This window comes from Acinetobacter lwoffii, assembly GCF_052078135.1.
Classification (GTDB): Bacteria; Pseudomonadota; Gammaproteobacteria; order Pseudomonadales; family Moraxellaceae; genus Acinetobacter; species Acinetobacter lwoffii_Z.
In genome coordinates this window covers 1-16,659 of the sequence record NZ_JBQGUZ010000002.1, presented here as the reverse complement: position 1 = coordinate 16,659, position 16,659 = coordinate 1, and the positions used below count along the sequence as shown (strand labels likewise).

Annotated in this window: 14 protein-coding genes and 1 pseudogene; 11 read left to right on the top strand and 4 right to left on the bottom strand. The window is 41.4% G+C overall.

The window, feature by feature from the left end; translation table 11 throughout:
- Nucleotides 1-105 precede the first annotated feature (105 nt).
- Both ACTL4S_RS01340 and ACTL4S_RS01335 read left to right on the top strand, forming a co-directional pair.
- Nucleotides 106-1,248 carry a porin gene (locus ACTL4S_RS01340; RefSeq protein ID WP_441298600.1) on the top strand — a complete coding sequence of 381 codons (1,143 nt, stop codon included), beginning with the start codon at nt 106-108 and terminating at the stop codon, nt 1,246-1,248.
- A 147-nt stretch (nt 1,249-1,395) separates the two neighbouring features.
- Entirely contained in the window at nt 1,396-2,097 is a 702-nt protein-coding gene (locus ACTL4S_RS01335; RefSeq protein ID WP_441298599.1) for an HAD family hydrolase, read from the top strand.
- Here ACTL4S_RS01335 and ACTL4S_RS01330 read toward each other — a convergent pair.
- Nucleotides 2,094-2,771 carry a DUF421 domain-containing protein gene (locus ACTL4S_RS01330; protein ID WP_441298598.1) on the bottom strand — a complete coding sequence of 226 codons (678 nt, stop codon included), beginning with the start codon at nt 2,769-2,771 and terminating at the stop codon, nt 2,094-2,096. The two genes, ACTL4S_RS01335 and ACTL4S_RS01330, sit on opposite strands and share 4 nt — an antisense overlap.
- 482 nt (nt 2,772-3,253) lie before the next feature.
- Here ACTL4S_RS01330 and ACTL4S_RS01325 point away from each other — a divergent pair, with 482 nt between their 5' ends.
- The 5 genes and pseudogenes from ACTL4S_RS01325 (at nt 3,254) to ACTL4S_RS01305 (ending at nt 7,247) form a co-directional block, all read left to right on the top strand.
- The gene (locus tag ACTL4S_RS01325; protein WP_114541195.1) at nt 3,254-3,940 is read left to right on the top strand and encodes a carbonic anhydrase; all 687 of its coding nucleotides are present in this window, start codon (nt 3,254-3,256) and stop codon (nt 3,938-3,940) included.
- A 143-nt stretch (nt 3,941-4,083) separates the two neighbouring features.
- A complete protein-coding gene (locus tag ACTL4S_RS01320; protein ID WP_441298597.1) occupies nt 4,084-5,127 on the top strand; it encodes a coiled-coil domain-containing protein in 1,044 nt (347 codons plus the stop codon).
- Nucleotides 5,128-5,417: 290 nt separating this feature from the next.
- Nucleotides 5,418-5,618: pseudogene (locus tag ACTL4S_RS01315) on the top strand (endonuclease domain-containing protein); the annotation flags it as partial.
- A gap of 89 nt (nt 5,619-5,707) precedes the next feature.
- The gene (locus ACTL4S_RS01310) at nt 5,708-6,619 is read left to right on the top strand and encodes a hypothetical protein (protein WP_441298596.1); all 912 of its coding nucleotides are present in this window, start codon (nt 5,708-5,710) and stop codon (nt 6,617-6,619) included.
- Entirely contained in the window at nt 6,612-7,247 is a 636-nt protein-coding gene (locus ACTL4S_RS01305) for an alpha-ketoglutarate-dependent dioxygenase AlkB (RefSeq protein ID WP_052209077.1), read from the top strand. Before ACTL4S_RS01310 ends, ACTL4S_RS01305 begins: the two co-directional genes overlap by 8 nt.
- Nucleotides 7,248-7,275: 28 nt before the next feature.
- On the opposite strand, the gene ACTL4S_RS01300 is transcribed toward ACTL4S_RS01305, so the two are convergent.
- Nucleotides 7,276-10,170, bottom strand: a complete 2,895-nt coding sequence (locus tag ACTL4S_RS01300; protein WP_441298595.1) for a valine--tRNA ligase — start codon at nt 10,168-10,170, stop codon at nt 7,276-7,278.
- A gap of 175 nt (nt 10,171-10,345) precedes the next feature.
- On the opposite strand from ACTL4S_RS01300, the gene ACTL4S_RS01295 reads away from it, so the two are divergent.
- The 3 genes from ACTL4S_RS01295 (at nt 10,346) to ACTL4S_RS01285 (ending at nt 13,341) form a co-directional block, all read left to right on the top strand.
- A complete protein-coding gene (locus ACTL4S_RS01295; RefSeq protein ID WP_004646248.1) occupies nt 10,346-11,017 on the top strand; it encodes a hypothetical protein in 672 nt (223 codons plus the stop codon).
- Nucleotides 11,018-11,037: 20 nt separating this feature from the next.
- Entirely contained in the window at nt 11,038-11,844 is an 807-nt protein-coding gene (locus ACTL4S_RS01290) for an SDR family oxidoreductase (RefSeq protein ID WP_180086543.1), read from the top strand.
- A gap of 222 nt (nt 11,845-12,066) precedes the next feature.
- Nucleotides 12,067-13,341, top strand: coding sequence for a glutaminase (locus ACTL4S_RS01285; RefSeq protein WP_441298594.1), 1,275 nt, complete (start codon nt 12,067-12,069; stop codon nt 13,339-13,341).
- A gap of 124 nt (nt 13,342-13,465) precedes the next feature.
- Here ACTL4S_RS01285 and dhaK read toward each other — a convergent pair whose 3' ends face one another.
- Complete coding sequence (gene dhaK, locus ACTL4S_RS01280; RefSeq protein WP_441298593.1) at nt 13,466-15,196, bottom strand: dihydroxyacetone kinase subunit DhaK; 1,731 nt, start codon at nt 15,194-15,196, stop codon at nt 13,466-13,468.
- A gap of 321 nt (nt 15,197-15,517) precedes the next feature.
- Between dhaK and ACTL4S_RS01275 the strand changes: the two genes are divergently transcribed.
- Nucleotides 15,518-15,880 (top strand): endonuclease domain-containing protein, encoded by a 363-nt coding sequence (locus tag ACTL4S_RS01275; RefSeq protein WP_004730319.1) that lies wholly within the window; start codon nt 15,518-15,520, stop codon nt 15,878-15,880.
- 92 nt (nt 15,881-15,972) lie between these two features.
- Here the strand turns inward: ACTL4S_RS01275 and ACTL4S_RS01270 are convergent, their stop codons facing one another.
- Nucleotides 15,973-16,428, bottom strand: coding sequence for a hypothetical protein (locus ACTL4S_RS01270; RefSeq protein WP_441298592.1), 456 nt, complete (start codon nt 16,426-16,428; stop codon nt 15,973-15,975).
- Between the last annotated feature and the right edge of the window lie 231 nt (nt 16,429-16,659).

The window sequence follows — 16,659 nt, the reverse complement described above, 5'->3', positions numbered from 1 at the left end:
GTTAGCCTAAAGTACTAAATAGAATATATAAATATTAATTTAATAATTTTGTAATATAAGCGCCGTGTGTATTATTTGTTACAAAATAAATTAAGGATATTTTTGATGAAAACTAAGTTAGCAACAGCAATTGCATTCAGCCTTTTGGCGGGGACAACTTTTGCAGCACCAACTTTCTATGGTGAGATTGATGCTACAGTTGATTATTTACCTGAAGATAATGCCAATGGAAATCGTGATGTTGTGGAAGTAAACAGCAACAATTCATTTCTTGGTTTAAAAGGCGATGAAAAACTGACTGATCGTTTAAGTGGGCTTTATCAAGCTGAATTTACATTCTATGTAGACAATGGTGGAAGCAATGACACATTCGTACCGCGTAATCTTTTAGTCGGCCTTAAGGATGAAAAGTTAGGTACAGTAAAACTAGGTAAAATCGATACGCCTGTAAAACAGCTTTCTTCAGTAGTTGATACTTTCAATAACTATGTTGCAAATAAAGCGGATATGGCAGGTATCTTTACCGGTGAAAACCGTATCGATAATGTTGTAGTTTATGAAGCTCCTGGCTTTGCAGTAGGTGAAGGTAAACTAAAAGCAACTGCACTATTAGCTACGGGTGAAGCTGGTGGTATTAGCTCGTCTAAAGGCGGTTCTAAAGTTGCAGGTCGTGGCTTGGGTGATGCATGGTCAGCATCTGTAGTATATGACAGCAAAGCAGTTGTTTTAGGTCTTGGTTACGATAAAGCAATTCCATCAAATTTTGCTGGTCGCGGTATTTTGAATGCATCTGCTCCAGAAGTAACAGGTGGAGCCGCAGGTAGTGTATTTGCTGCTGCAAATACGATCCGTGCGATTGGCCGAGTAAATTTAGATAATGGTTTAGCACTTAAGGCACTCTATCAAGTTTCAGAAGTCGAAGAGACAGCAAATGCTGACAATGACACTTCAGTAACTTGGCTTGAATCAATCAGAGCTATTGATGATCAACAAGCTTGGTTAATTGGAGCTGAATACAATTTGCCAACAGCAAAAGCATGGACAGTAAAAGGTCAATATAGTCAAAGCACAACTGAATTTACTACTGCCAAAGCTGATTATGAAGCTCAACAAATTCTAGTTGGTACAGACTATGCATTCAGCAAGCAGGTGAAAGCATATGGTTATGCGGGCTACCTAATGTTAGAACAAGGTTCAAATGAAACGGATCAGCCAGTCGTAGGTACAGGTGTTGAATACAAATTCTAATTTAGATTTTGTACTCTAAGAAAAGGCGATGCTTTAGCATCGCTTTTTTTATGCTTAAAACAACAAAACTTAGCAATTTTATGTCTGATCTAACAAGTTTCGGACTGTTAACATGATTGAAAGTTTCAGCACTTCGTTTTAAAAATTATGCCTATTCAAGCTGTTTTATTTGACCTCGACAATACCTTGACCCATCGTGATCTGACGACACAAGCCTATAGCCGTTATCTGGCAGAATATTATGCGCCAGCATTGGCACGGGTCGAACCAGAAAAAATTATTGAGATTGTAAGGCGCATTGATAATGGCGGTTATCCGAAAAAGGAATTGTTGACACATGGCAGTATCGGGGCTTCGGCTGCTTATGCCTTATTGCAGGAGCTATCCTGGTTAAATCCCCCGAGCATAGATGAACTGGCCCAATTCTGGTTCAGCCAGTTTGGCCGTTTCGCCGTAGAAATGCCCGATGCCAAGCAGGTGCTAGAGCAGTTAAAATCCCAAGGCTATCAACTGGCAATTGTATCCAATGGCGGACATGACACCCGTTTAAATACGATTCGGGGTTTGGGTATTGAACCTTATTTTGATGAGATCATCAGTTCCGGGCTGGTGGGTTTTAACAAACCACAGCCGGAAATATTCCAGATCACTGCAGAGCGTCTAGGCGTGCAGCCTGCACAGTGCCTGTATATTGGCGACCATCCCATTAATGATGTACAGGGAGCTACAGAGGCCGGAATGCATGCATTATGGATGCAAGGCTTTCATGCAGATGCTGAACATATCCAATATAAAATTCAGCAACTGCCGGAAATTTTTGTCCATTTGCAGTTATTAAATCGCGCTTAAGTGATTCTTAAACAGTCAATCGTTTCGGCCCATTGCGCAGAATCACAGCGCGGACATTGCTGGTCGGCATGCGAAAGGGTTTGTACCTGTCCACAGTAAATGCAGGCATATAATTGCCCGGCCTTAACCTGTTGGACAATAGAGCAGGTTTTAGGAAAAAGTGGCAGCCCAGGCCGAACCTCATCCGATTTGAAGAACAGGATACTGAACTTACCGTCAGTTTCCAGTAAACCGGTGCGTACCTGACCCAGATGCTCTACGCCTTGCTGGCGCATTTCGGCAAAGAATTCATCATGTGACATCTTACCTTTTTTAATTTCTTCAACGACCAGCACGCCATCTTCTACGATATAAATCGGTTTACCTTCCAGTAGGTCTTCAAACCACTGATATTTCATCATGAGCCAGGTGGTCAGGCGGTACATGATAATAATCACCGACATCACCAGAACTGCCTGAATCAGGGGAATATCTTCAGTAAACATCGGGTCGCCGGCAATCGAACCCAAGCTCAAAATGATAGCGACTTCGAAGATAGAAAGTTGACGTACCCCACGTTTTCCGGTCAGACGCAAAAACAGGATAATCATCGTGTACATCAGGGCACAACGCAGCAAAATTTCTGCGGTAAACTCCCAGGTGGTGTCATTTATAAATATGGTCGCCCAGTCCATTTAAATTCTTTATCCTCATTTTTCTCTTTGGCTCGAGTCTAGCAATATCAGTATTTTATTTGCTGCTGTGATTGTGTAAGTTTATGAATAAAAATAGATTCTATTTAAAAAAGAGCTTGAACTTAAAAATCTAGCTATTTGATCTATTGAAAATAAGATAGAGATTTCATGTAAATAATGCATAAAAAATCAGCAGATTAAGTTTGAAGAAGATCACATTATTTGCTGTCTATTTTTAGATCTAAAGAATTATTATCCATTTGAAATTTATCAATATAAATTCATAACAACTTATTTTGAATACGTAGGAGTGTTTAGAAATTTGTAAGCAAATCACTTCATTTCTATAAACATCTGTAGTTTGTGGCCTGAAAAATAGAGTGATTACACCAGGTTAATAAACTGTTTTTAAATTAGAAATTGTGATTTTGACTTCCAACAAGGGATGTATTGTGAAAAAAATATTCACGCTTTTAACGGTTATGGGTTTAAGTACAGCAGTCTGGGCAGATGCGGATTGGGATTATACTCAGCCTGAGCAATGGTCGACTTTGAGCCAGAAATATTCGGCCTGTAACGGTCTGAACCAGTCACCGATCAATATCGAGCGAACAGTGAAAGCAGAACTGGAACCGCTCAAGTTCAGCTATAACACCATGATTCATGCGATCGAAAATAAAGGTCATACTGTTCAGGTGGATTTTGCGCAAGGTGGTGAATTGCAGCTGGATGGCGATACCTTTGTACTAAAGCAATTTCATTTGCATAGTCCGAGTGAAAACCTGATCAAGGGTAAAAGCTATCCACTGGAAATCCACTTTGTCCATGCCAATGCCAAAGGTGAGCTGGCTGTCGTGGGGATGATGTTCGAGCAGGGTGCAGAAAGCCAGATGCTCAAACGCATGTGGAACCGTTTACCGAAAAAGCAGGGCGAGAAAGTGGTTTTGAAAACGCCACAAGCTGTGAATCAGATGTTGCCTAAAAATCTGGATTATTATCGCTTTAGCGGCTCGCTGACTACACCGCCATGTTCGGAAGGCGTACGCTGGCTGATTCTGAAAGATATTCAGCAGGCTTCTGCCAAGCAGATTTCGGAATTTGCCAAACTGATGGGACACCCAAATAACCGTCCGGTGCAGTCCTTGAATGGCCGTGTAGTGTTAGAATAATCAATATGAGAGCGAAAAAGCAGACTTTGGTCTGCTTTTTTTAATTCTGATACAAATTTCGAAAGGGCACACGGAAAAGAACTTTGTGACGAAAGCTGAAAGATTTAATATGGATCTTATTTCTTCTTTGACTTTCTCCTGCCATGCTCTTTGACTTGAAAACCATGATTCAGCCATTCACAGCGCTTTCGCCACAGCAGAAGAAGCTGGATCATCTGATTGATAAAATCAAGCAACAGAAACAGGAATTACTCCAATGGCAACAGGCTGAAGAAGATCTGCAGCAATATACTCATAAAACCTTCATGCCGGTCTACCATGAATTGCATGGCATACTGTTCAAGCAGCTGGAACAGCTCTGGAAGCACCTGCAGGAAATCCCATTTTCCAAGGCAGAACTGGTGGTGCTGGATGAAAAGATTCAATACCTTGCAAATTATCTAAAAGACTCTCAGGCAATGTCTGCGCAACAAGCTCATAAAGTGAATGAAATCTTCACTTACTATCAGCAACGTGCCGAACATGCCCAATTCAGAAAAAGCCAAAAGAAAGTAAATGAACTGGAAACATTTTTTAAGAATGAGCATCCCTCAGATCTTGCAGATGTAGAAGTATTTGAAGAGTGGGAATCAGATCATTTTCAGCAGGTACGTGAGCAAGCCAGGTTAAAACGTCAGCAGGAAAAACAGGAGCAGGCAGCAGCGATGGCAGAGCAGTCATTGAAAACCGTATATTTAAAAATTGCTGCCATCATTCACCCTGACCGTGAAGTGAATGATGTCAAAAAAATCAAGAAGACTGAATTATTGCAACGTGCCAATGAGGCTTATGCAGAGCAGGACCTGTTTACGTTACTGAGAATGCAACTGCAGATTGAACAAGATCAGGAGGTTTCACAAAAGGGTTTAAGCGCAGAGCAACTCAAGTTTTATCAACTGGCTTTGGATGCACAGAGCCAGAAATTACAAGAGCAGATCGATACATTGATTCATAGATTGGTCTGGTCATCGAAAACCAGAATTGCAGTAAAAAAGGCGAAAGGCAAGGTTCAGATTGCTGACTTGTATAAGCAAATCGATGAAGATACTTCAGCCATCAAACAGCAGATTAAAGTCGAAAAAGAACGGTTGATGTATATCAAAAAGGTAAGTGGCTTGGAGATGTTTTTAAGGCATGGGATGCTTTAAGGTTTTTCTCCCTCTCCCTTTGGGAGAGGGTCGGGGTGAGGGTTATTTTTTAGATTCACCTCTTCCTAACCCTCACTTGCGCTTCATTTTAAAGCAGTGCTTTAAAACTTGCTCAGGAGAGGGGAAATCCATTACAGAATAAATTTAAGCTAGAATTTCAATATTGGAATTAAATAACAATAAATTAAAGTCACAATGAAAGTTCCTTCTCCCTATGGGATGAGAAGCACTGCTTTGCAAGGAGGAGAAGGCTATCTGCTATAATCATCAAAAATAAAATTAAATTCAACATGAACAAAAAATTCGATCCCCAACTATTAACCTTTGCCAAATCCATGCGCCACACTGCCACCAATCCAGAAGCACTCATGTGGCAAATTTTACGTGCTAGGCATTTTATGGATTTAAAATTTAGACGTCAGCATGTGATTAAGCCTTATATTGTGGATTTTTACTGTCATGAAATTGGTTTGGTGATTGAGTTGGATGGTAAAATTGAATTTTGATTAATGATAGTCTTGAAAATACAAATAATTCCCCAATTTACTGTTTTTAATATAAATAGATGGGGGTAAATAAATTGAAACTTGTAAATTTAGATCAATTAAATCAAGTAATAGTTCAGCCTTTACGACAAGCTTTAACCAACAATGAACATATTAATTGTTTAACTAATGATGATGAAGATAATTGGGAGTTATCTGCAGCAATTACGGCTTTAAATTCTTTAAGAGATCCAAATCTCAGAGATGATGAGGTTTTAAGTGCATTAGACCAGCATTTATATACGATAATGTGTAAAGGGCAAACTCGATGTAACTCAAATTTTTTAGCTTTGACTTACGGTTATAATTATTTATTTCAAAGAGTTAATGCTATCGAGGAGGCTTTTAAAGTTCTAGGTTATGGTGCATATAGAACTAGGGAAAATGGATTATTTGTAGATATTGGTTGTGGTATAGGGGCGTTACCCGTTGCATTGAGGAACTTGCACGAAAATCAAGATTTTGTATTAAATTATCGAGGTCATGACATAGTTGAAGATGTTCTGTCAATTAACCAAAATTTGTTGAATGAAGTGTATCCGAATAATAATGTGACAATAAATGGAAACCAAATTGAAAGTTTTGGTAGCCAAACTCGGGGAAATATTAATCATGTTATTATGGTTTTCAGTTATCTATTTAGCCAGAATGGAATTGAAAATTCTTTTGATGATTTTGAAACTAAAATAGATGAATTATTCAATGAATTTAATTTATCGGCATTTTATTTAGTACACATAAATATCCGTCCAGGTCGCTATATCAAGTATCAAGACTTTTTGAACCAATTGGTTGAAAGTGGAAAATATACTATTGAAGTAATGACTGATACTTGGGTGAACGTCAATAAGAATAGGTTGAATCGCTTGTCAAATAACCAAGAGAATATGTCTTGGGTTGGTGATTCAAACGTGCATTGCTGTGTAAGGGAAATCAAACGTGTATGACTTATTTGATGAACCAGAAAAAACACCTTCTCAAATAGGTGAAAATGTTTTTTGTGAAAAAGAAAATGGACTTATTTATCTTCCTGATTTTATTTCTAAAGAAGAGTCTTGTGAATTAATTAATTATATTGAAAATCAGCCATGGTCATCAGAATTAAACCGTCGTGTTCAGCATTATGGTTATCGCTATGATTATAAAAGTAGAAATTTAGATGTTTCAAGTGAAGTATTTGAAATAGAACAGCCTTTTACGGGATTGTTAGATACATTAACTTATGAACTAAATGAGTTGGGACTAAAAAATAGACCTAATCAAATTATTGTTAATGAATATGAAATTGGTCAAGGTATAACTTGGCATATAGATTCAGAAAAAAGTTTTGATGACAATATTTTTATAATTTCATTATTATCAGACTGTTTAATGAAGTTAGAGCATAAGAAAAACAAAGAGCAGTTAGATGTTTACTTGAAAAAAAATAGTTTACTGTGTCTAACAAAGGAAAGTCGGTATGATTGGAGGCATACAATACCCAATACAAAAAGTTTTGTATTTCATGGGGAAAAGTTTATGCGTGCTCGTAGATTATCTTTAACTTGTAGATATATAAAAAATCCCCTCAAGTGAGGGGATTTCTTTAAATCAAACTACAGCATTAAAGCGCTGCAATTTGCTCCATATTCGCTTTGATTTTCGCTAATTGGTCAGCAAACTCAGCAAGTTTCGCTTTCTCACCTTCAACCACAGCCGCAGGTGCTTTTGCCACAAAACCGTCATTTGCAAGTTTAGTTGCAATTTGGTCATGCTGTTTTTGAACCTTGTCTAAGTCTTTTTGCAAACGACCCAATTCCGCTTTAGGGTCAATGAGGCCCTTCATTGGAACGTATACAGATACGTGACCAATTACAGATGAAGAAGACAATGGTGGTTGTTCGCCATTAGCCAAGAAGGTAATGCTTTCAACTTTGGCCAACGCTTTGAACAACGGTTCAATACGAGTGATCTGTGCTTTTTCAGCTTCGGTGGTGTTTTGCAGAAGAACTGGTAATAAACGCGCATTACCTAGACCCATTTCACCACGGATGTTACGTACCGCACCAATCAAACCTTGAAGCCATTGCATATCTGCTTCAGCTTGGTCGTTCATCAACGCTTCATCAGCAACAGGGTACTGCGCAAGCATGATGGTTTCGCCAGTAATGCCAAGTTTAGGTGCAAGCGTTTGCCAGATTTCTTCAGTTAAGTACGGCATCAACGGATGCGCAAGACGTAAAGACGCTTCCATTACCGAAAGAAGAACACGACGAACTTCAGCTTTACGCTCTTCAGATACGTTTTCATCATTCAGAACTGGTTTAGTCAGCTCTACATACCAGTCACAGTATTCATTCCAGATGAACTCGTAAATTGCTTGTGCAGCCAAGTCTAAACGATACGTTGCAAACGCAGTTTGTACCGCAGCAGTCGCTTTTTGTAGACGGCTCACGATCCACTGTTCAGGTAATTCCCAAAGATCAGGACGTGCAGTTTGACCAACCGTTTGACCTTCAACATTCATCATCACGAAACGGGTTGCGTTCCAGATTTTGTTGGCAAAATTACGGTAACCTTCAACACGTTTCATGTCGAACTTGATGTCACGACCAGTGTTGGCAAGCGCACAGAAGGTGAAACGAACCGCGTCTGTACCGTAAGATTGAATACCTTCAGGGAATTCTTTACGGGTTGATTTTTCAATCTTCGCTGCTTGTTTCGGGTTCATCAAACCTGTTGTACGTTTTTGTACTAAGGTTTCAAGATCCACACCATCAATCAAGTCTAATGGATCAAGTACATTACCCTTAGATTTCGACATCTTCTGGCCTTCGCCATCACGTACCAGACCGTGTACATACACAGTCTTGAACGGCACTTGCGGCGTACCATCTTCATTCTTCATGAAGTGCATGGTCAGCATGATCATACGCGCAACCCAGAAGAAGATGATGTCAAAACCTGTCACCAATACATCTGTTGGATGGAATGTATTTAAGAAGTAGTTGGCTTTGTCTTTTGCTTCGTCGCCAGTCCAACCTAAAGTTGAGAATGTCCAAAGACCTGAAGAGAACCATGTGTCCAGTACATCTTCATCCTGGTTCAACTCAACATCGGCAGGAATATTGTTTTTCGCACGAACTTCTTCCTCGTTACGACCTACATAAACGTTGCCTTCCGCATCGTACCAGGCCGGAATGCGGTGACCCCACCACAATTGACGCGAGATACACCAGTCCTGGATATTGTTCATCCAAGCCATGTACATGTTGCTGTACTGCTCAGGCACGAACTTGATACGGCCATCTTGAACCGCTTCAATCGCAGGTTTCGCAAGCGGGGCAATTTTTACATACCATTGGTCAGTCAGTAATGGCTCAACAATCACGCCTGAACGGTCACCGCGAGGTGGCTTTAATGTATAAGGTTGGATCTGGTCTAACCAGCCTTCAGCTTCAGCCTGTTCAACGATCTTCTTACGTGCTTCAAAGCGTTCTAAACCAATGTAATCTGCAGGCGCAGGAATGGTTTTAGAAATCTGCTCACCCGCTTTCGCAATATATTCAAACTCAGCCAGTACTTCAGCATTTTTGTTGAAGATATTGATCAGTGGCAGGCCACAGCGTTTACCCACTTCATAGTCATTAAAGTCGTGTGCAGGCGTGATTTTTACACAACCGGTACCGAATTCTTTGTCGACGTATTCATCTTTAACGATTGGAACCGCACGACCAGTAATTGGCAGGATGATGTTTTTACCCACCAGATCCGTATAACGCTCATCATCAAGCGCAACAGCAACAGCGGTATCGCCTAACAATGTTTCAGGACGTGTTGTCGCCACAACGATATAATCTTTACCATCGTGTGTACGCACTGACTTGTCTTCAAAGAAATATTTGAAGTGCCATAACGAACTTTGTTCTTCTTTATCTGACTCTACTTCCAGATCAGAAAGCGCAGTTTGCAGTTTAGGATCCCAGTTCACCAGACGCTTGCCGCGGTAGATCAGGCCTTCTTCATGCAGTTTGACAAATACTTCTTTTACCGCATTTGACAAGCCGTCATCCATCGTGAAGCGTTCACGTGACCAGTCTACAGAAGAACCTAGGCGACGGATTTGACGGGTAATGTTACCGCCAGACTGTTCCTTCCATTCCCAGACTTTTTCGATGAATTTTTCACGACCCAAGTCATGACGGCTGATACCTTCAGCACCCAACTGACGCTCAACCACCATTTGCGTTGCGATACCGGCATGGTCCGTACCTGGCTGCCAAAGCGTATTTTTACCAGACATACGGTTATAACGGGTCAACGCATCCATGATGGCATTGTTGAAACCATGACCCATGTGCAGGCTGCCAGTGACGTTTGGCGGCGGAATCATGATACAGAATGATTCGCCTTTTTGAGACGGCTTGAAGTAACCGCGCTCTTCCCAGGTTTGGTACCATTTTTTCTCGATCTCGGTCGGATCGTAGGTTGTCGCGATATTTTGCGCTGAGTCAGTCATAGTCTAAACAGATCAAAAGTGAATGAAAAATTGCATCTATTGTAGCAAAAAAAATAGTACATGCGGCAGCTTAACCAAATGCAAACTTTAGCCAATTGGCATGTATAGCAACTCATCGTATGATAGATTGATAAAAAAACGCGACTCATCGCAGCATATCAAAAAGGATAATAAGATGAGCTATAACATTTCCCTGAAGCTTCAGCCCGAAACCCATCAGCGCTTTAAAGACCTGCATTCCCGATTAAATGCCGGCGAGCGAGACAGTCTGGCCAGACCCTTAGGTGAAAATCTGGCCGATATGGCCTGTGAAATTATTGACCAGATTTTTGGTCAGGTGGTGCAGTTGGCCAATTCACCGGACAGCGAGTCCGAAAAAGTGATTCAGCAGATTATGCATAACACCCGTAAATATATGCCGTGGTCGGTTTCGTTGTTTGGCAATGAGCGTCTGATGCCTATGGTGAACTATTTGCATCGCATGACCTATGAGCATCAAGGTGATGCTTTTGTTCGATATCCGGTGGAAAAATTGCTGGTGATGGAGTTGCTCGGCTGTATTGACCAGATGAAAAATGGTAATCATCAATATGTATCACCCGCTTTAAAAGCCTTTACTCAGGTGGTCGATCAAGGGGTGACACATCTGATCCGTGAACCGAAAAAAATGTTGAAATTTAATGTGGTGGTCGATAAAACCTTGAATGGGGTGATTCATTTAACCACCCAGTTAGGCTATAAACGTTTTGACAAGCTCGGTAGCATCTATGATGCCGATACGATGAGTTATTATTTTGAGCATTTGCTGGCATTTCTGGAAGATGAAATGCAGCACCATATTCATTAAAACAAGGGAAAGAGGATTTCATGGCGAAAGTTGAAGACTTAAATGGAAAAGTGGTCTGGATTACCGGCGCATCTTCAGGGATTGGCAAGGCGATTGCTCAGCAATGTGCTGCACTTGGGGCACAGGTGGTACTGACTGCACGCCGGCATGCAGAACTGGAAAATGTTCGCCAAAGCCTTAGCAATGCAGATCAGCATATTTCAGTCATTGCCGATATCACAGATGAAAGTCAGGTTCGTCATGCCTATGAACAGGTTTTGCAACAAAAAGGCCGGATTGACTGGCTGATTAATAATGCCGGTCTGAGTCAACGTGCCCTGATTCAGGACACCACCATGCAGACTGAACGCGCCATTATGGAAGTCGATTATTTCTCTCAGGTGTTTCTCACCAAAATGGTATTGCCAACCTTTCTGGCACAAAAATCAGGTCGTATCGTCTTTATTTCCAGTGTGGCAGGTTTGCTCGGTACCCAGTATCGAGCTTCCTATTCCGCAGCCAAAGCAGCGATTCATATGTGGGCCAACAGCCTGCGTGCTGAAGTTGCTGATCAGGGCGTTCAAGTCTCAGTGATTTTCCCGGGTTTTGTTCAAACCAATGTGTCCCTGAACGCCTTAAACGGTGAAGGAAAACCGCAAGGACATCCGGATGAAGCGATTGAAAATGGGCTGTCCGCAGAAGATTTTGCGGTTCAGACTGTACAGGCTTTGCAGAACGGCGAAGAATATATTGTGATTGGTGGCAAGAAAGAAAAACTTGGTGTGCTGGTTTCGCGTATTTCACCAAAAGTTCTGTACAAGATGATCCGTAAAACCAAAGTAAAATAAATCATCCAGAGTAAAAAGGGCAGTAGCGCCCTTTTTTATGTCTCTTAAAACATCAATAAAAATAACAATACTTAAAAATGCAATTCATTTCTGGAGAATTGCCCATAAAGGGAATGCAGCCGATAACATGGATATGCAGAAAATTACCTTTTCACTCTGGTGCTTAAGCCAAAAGCCGGTATGTTAATTAAAAATAACAGCCAACTGGAATAAGCTCATTCGATGAAAACCCCGGTGCCCGATTATCTCCAGCATGTATTAGCGGTCTGTCAGGATAATGATCAGGGCGCTTTGGCTGACTATATCCCTGAACTGGCAGCGGTAGATCCAAACAAGTTCGCCTTAGCGCTGACCACGGTGGATGGCACGATTTATTCCACGGGGGATGATGAAACCGAATTTACCATGCAGTCGATGTCCAAGCCTTTTGCCTATGCCTTGGCATTGCAGCATTTGGGAATTTCAGCAGTACTGGAAAAGGTCGGCGTTGAACCTTCAGGGGAGGCTTTTAATCAGATTTCACTGGATAAAGAAACCAATCTTCCCAAAAATCCAATGATCAACTCGGGTGCGATCACCACACATTCTTTGATTCCGGTACAAAAAGGCATTTCACGTGCGGAATGCTTGCGCCGTTTTTTAAGTGAGCTGGCAGGCCGTCAACTGGAATTCGACAAACAAGTGTATAGGTCTGAAGTCAAAACTGCATTCCGGAACCTGTCGATTGGCTATATGCTGCGTACTGTAGGTGTACTGGATTCGGATCCTGTGGAAATCGTCAATGGATATATCAAGCAATGTGCGATTAAGGTGACGGTCAAAGATCTGGCAAATATCTGTAGTGTGCTCGCTAATGGTGGTGTTCAGGCCAAAACTGGCAAACAGTTGTTAGAGCGTGATGTAGTGCGCCAAGTGCTCAGCGTGATGATGACCTGTGGCATGTATGATGCGGCGGGTGACTGGCTGACTACGGTGGGCATTCCTGCCAAAAGTGGTGTGTCGGGTGGAATTATCGGGGTATTGCCTGGGCAGGTGGGAATTGTGGTTTTTTCTCCTAAAATTGATGAGCATGGGCATAGTGTACGTGGGGTAGATATTTTTGAGCGTTTGTCGCGTGACATGGGCTTGCATCTGATGGAAGGGACGCCATCGGCACAGACCATTTTGCAAAGTCGTTATACAGCAGGTAAGAACAATGACATTATCGTGTATGAGCTGCGCGGTGTATTGCAATTTACCGAATCGGAAATGTTGCTGCGGATCTTGCAGGATGAGCCAGATGCTAAAACACGTATAGTCATAGACCTGACTAATTTAACTTTGATTCATGATGTAGGTGGACGCATGTTATTTGAAGGCGTAAAACGTTTACAAGCGAATGGACACAAAGTGGTGGTCATTGACTCAGAAGGCGTATTGAGTGAAGAGCAAGTGAAAGGCAATAAGCGGATAGTAGTGACAGAAGAGTTAGAGCGTTATTTGGAGAAGTTTAGTTAGACCATGTTCATGGGGATGAGCAATGCCTTTCATTACTGGTGTTTTTAAACTTGCTCAGTAGAGGAAATGAAATTTGAAAAAAGCCCCGAACAGTGTCGGGGCTTTTTTTTAAATCTTGCAAAGCTTATTTAATATGCTCGGCAATGTCCGTAAAGATCACGCCTAAGCCATGTGCACCAGCATCCGGATAGCCTAAGCTACGATCACCCACCGTACCGGCGCGGCCCATACGCGCCACGATCTCTTTGGTCGATTCTGCACCTTTTACCGCAGCCTCTGCACCAAGTATAAAGTTCTCTTTAAAAGGTTTGTCTGTATTGGCAGACCATGAATCTGCACAAGGAAACAAAGCATCAATCAGGGTTTTGTCGCCCACTACAGCGCCACGACCAAATGAACGCTCACCTGTCACTTGAATGCCTTTGACTGCTGCTTGAAGCATCTCGGCAAAATCTGCCACGCTTAGGGTTTGTTTCCCTTGAATGGTTTTACTGGCCGCACGGAATGCTGAACCCCAAATTGGACCGGACGCACCGCCACAGTGTTCCATAATAATCATGGAACTATTCAGCAGGAATTCATCCATGTGCTGCGCTTGAATCAGGCTTTGCCATTCGCGTTTCAGCTGTTTAAAACCTTTGGCAACACTCATACCAAAATCACCATCGCCTGCATGGGCATCCAGCTCGCAGAATGGCACTTCATTTTTGATGATGCAGGCAGCCATCACATCGACCACATACCGCATATTTTCAATCATGAACTGTTCATTTTGAATTTCAGCATGCTCAGGCTGAGTTTCGACTTCTGTATTGGCGGTTTGTTTTGCTGCTGCGTCTTTTGCTGCAAATTCAAATGGTAGTGCAGGCGAGCCATCCAGTTTAAATGCTGGAGTATTGGCTTCCGCATCTAAATAGGTTTTCAGTTCCTCATCCACAGCAAGCAATGAGACCGATGCACCATTCATGTCGATACTGGTCATGTAGTTGCCAACGAAGGTGCGATAAATTTTGATGCCTTTACGCGCCAAATGTTCGCATACATCATTGTTAAACACATACAGTTCTTGCATTGGTGTTGAACCAAAGCCGTTGACCAGAACTGCAACTTCTTGCATGTCAGGACGGTCAAGGAATAAGTCATCGACCATACGTTGTGCCATTTCTTTCGATGGCAGAATTTTTTCACGACGAATGCCCGGTTCACCGTGGATACCGACGCCGTATTCCATTTCATCATCGGCTAGGGTAAAGGTCGGTGTACCTTTCGCAGGAACGGTACATGAGCTATAGGCAAAACCAAGGCTAATCACGTTATCTGCCGCTTTTTGTGCCACAGCTTTGACTTCCGCAAGCTCTAAACCTTTTGAGGCTGCTGCTCCTGCAATTTTGTGCACGAAGATGGTACCAGCAACACCACGACGACCGACAGTATAGAGGCTGTCTTTTACTGCGATATCATCCGCCACTTTGACGTAGTCGACCTTGATGCCATCTTCCGCAGCCAATGCAGCACCATTCTGGAAATTCATCATATCGCCAGAATAGTTCTTGATGATCATGAGCACGCCTTTGTCTGTTGCGACATGTTGCAGTGCTTTATAGACCTGAATTTGAGATGGCGATGCGAATACGTCACCACATACGGCAGCATCTAACATGCCAGTACCGACAAAGCCTGCATGTGCAGGTTCGTGACCACTGCCACCGCCACTGATTAGTGAGACGTTATTGTGTTTTTCTTTACGTGAAATGATTTTATGCGATTCGGTAAATTGTAATTCAGGATGGGCAAGGACAAAGCCTTTGCACATTTCGACAACCAGGTTTTCAGGGTTGTTGAGGAGTTTTTTCATGGAGGAGGGCCTTCACGTATTCTGGGAGAGATCTAAAGTCTTATTATTATGGAAATGTTTGAAATTTGCTGACTTAAAAATGTAAAAACGAGCGATTTTAGATTGATGGGTTAGAAAAGGGGCAATTCTAATCCCCCCTAAATCCCCCTTTTACAAAGGGGGACTTTTCTTCGTTTTTATGAGGCAATAGAATTCGAGTAACTCCTTCCTTTGAAAAGGGGGGACTTGTCATGTGATTAAATAAATTTTGTGACACTTCCTCCCTGTTTAAAGGGTGAGAAGCAATGCTTCGCAAGGAGGGATTAAAAAAAGAGAATAATAATGAAACCCTATAATAAAAATTTAAAACAAGCTTCGCGGGATTTACGCAATAACATGACCGATGCTGAAAAGCTGTTATGGTCACGGCTGCGGAACAAGCAAATTTTAGGTTTGCAGTTTTATAGGCAAAAGCCGATTTTGAATTACATCGTGGATTTTTACTGTCCTGCTATGAATTTGGTGATTGAGTGCGATGGCAGTCAGCACTTTACAAATGAAGGCTTAGAAGCGGATCGAGTCCGAGATGAAGCTTTGGCACATTTGAGTCTACGTGTTTTGAGATTTGATAATGGGCAGGTGATGGGGCAGATTGATGATGTAGTGGAAGTGATTTATCAATTTATTCGACAAGAATCTCCCTAAATCCCTCTTTAATAAAGAGGGACTTCACGCGAATTTTATGATGGTTTGGGATTCGTGATGTTCCTCCCTTTTTAAAGGGAGGTTAGGAGGGATTATTTAAATATTTCATCACCAAAAATATTATAGTCATGCATCATTGCTTCAAAAGATTTTGAATCGGCAGTTTTATCGAGATTATCTAAAGCAGCTTTTTCTACTTTCTCTTCTTGCTCATCAGACATAGTGTTTCTTTTTTCTTGTATTTCTAATGCTTTATTTCTCATGTACCCGAGCAAATATTCAGGCATTACTAGATTTGATAGTCTAGAAACCCCATGTTTTAATGAAACGCGACTTGCTCTCATTTTTGATGAGAGATTAGAACTCACAATTCCTAAAATTAGAAAAGTAGGGAGTTTAGTAAATAGATATATATCATTATCTCCTTGTAAGACATCTATACCAATACTTCGAAGAAAATATCTGTTTATATTGCTTGGTAAGTTTAATGATTTGGGAGGAGTATTAATTTCGGATAAGGGGAAGATATGCTGTTCGTATTGATGCAAATTATCTTGTTTACCTAAAAGGAAATTTCTTAAGTTAAGTTCAGCGAGATTAATTTGATCTATAAAATACTCGCTTTCGTCTTCAAAATTAGAATTCTTATTTTTTATGTAGATTAGGGCGTGTCCTCATTTGAAGAATTGGTTTTAAATACTTAAAATCCTCCTTTGAGTTATTTTTATTTCTATATTTTCAATGGCACGTACTCTTCTTACCGATGATATCTGGCAGCA

Coding starts and splice junctions, on each gene's coding strand:
- ACTL4S_RS01295 (WP_004646248.1), top strand. CDS start 10,346: ATGAGCTATAACATTTCCCTGAAGCTTCAGCCCGAAACCCATCAGCGC.
- dhaK (WP_441298593.1), bottom strand. CDS start 15,196: ATGAAAAAACTCCTCAACAACCCTGAAAACCTGGTTGTCGAAATGTGC.
- ACTL4S_RS01285 (WP_441298594.1), top strand. CDS start 12,067: ATGAAAACCCCGGTGCCCGATTATCTCCAGCATGTATTAGCGGTCTGT.
- ACTL4S_RS01330 (WP_441298598.1), bottom strand. CDS start 2,771: ATGGACTGGGCGACCATATTTATAAATGACACCACCTGGGAGTTTACC.
- ACTL4S_RS01320 (WP_441298597.1), top strand. CDS start 4,084: ATGCTCTTTGACTTGAAAACCATGATTCAGCCATTCACAGCGCTTTCG.
- ACTL4S_RS01300 (WP_441298595.1), bottom strand. CDS start 10,170: ATGACTGACTCAGCGCAAAATATCGCGACAACCTACGATCCGACCGAG.
- ACTL4S_RS01290 (WP_180086543.1), top strand. CDS start 11,038: ATGGCGAAAGTTGAAGACTTAAATGGAAAAGTGGTCTGGATTACCGGC.
- ACTL4S_RS01340 (WP_441298600.1), top strand. CDS start 106: ATGAAAACTAAGTTAGCAACAGCAATTGCATTCAGCCTTTTGGCGGGG.
- ACTL4S_RS01275 (WP_004730319.1), top strand. CDS start 15,518: ATGAAACCCTATAATAAAAATTTAAAACAAGCTTCGCGGGATTTACGC.
- ACTL4S_RS01325 (WP_114541195.1), top strand. CDS start 3,254: ATGGGTTTAAGTACAGCAGTCTGGGCAGATGCGGATTGGGATTATACT.
- ACTL4S_RS01335 (WP_441298599.1), top strand. CDS start 1,396: ATGCCTATTCAAGCTGTTTTATTTGACCTCGACAATACCTTGACCCAT.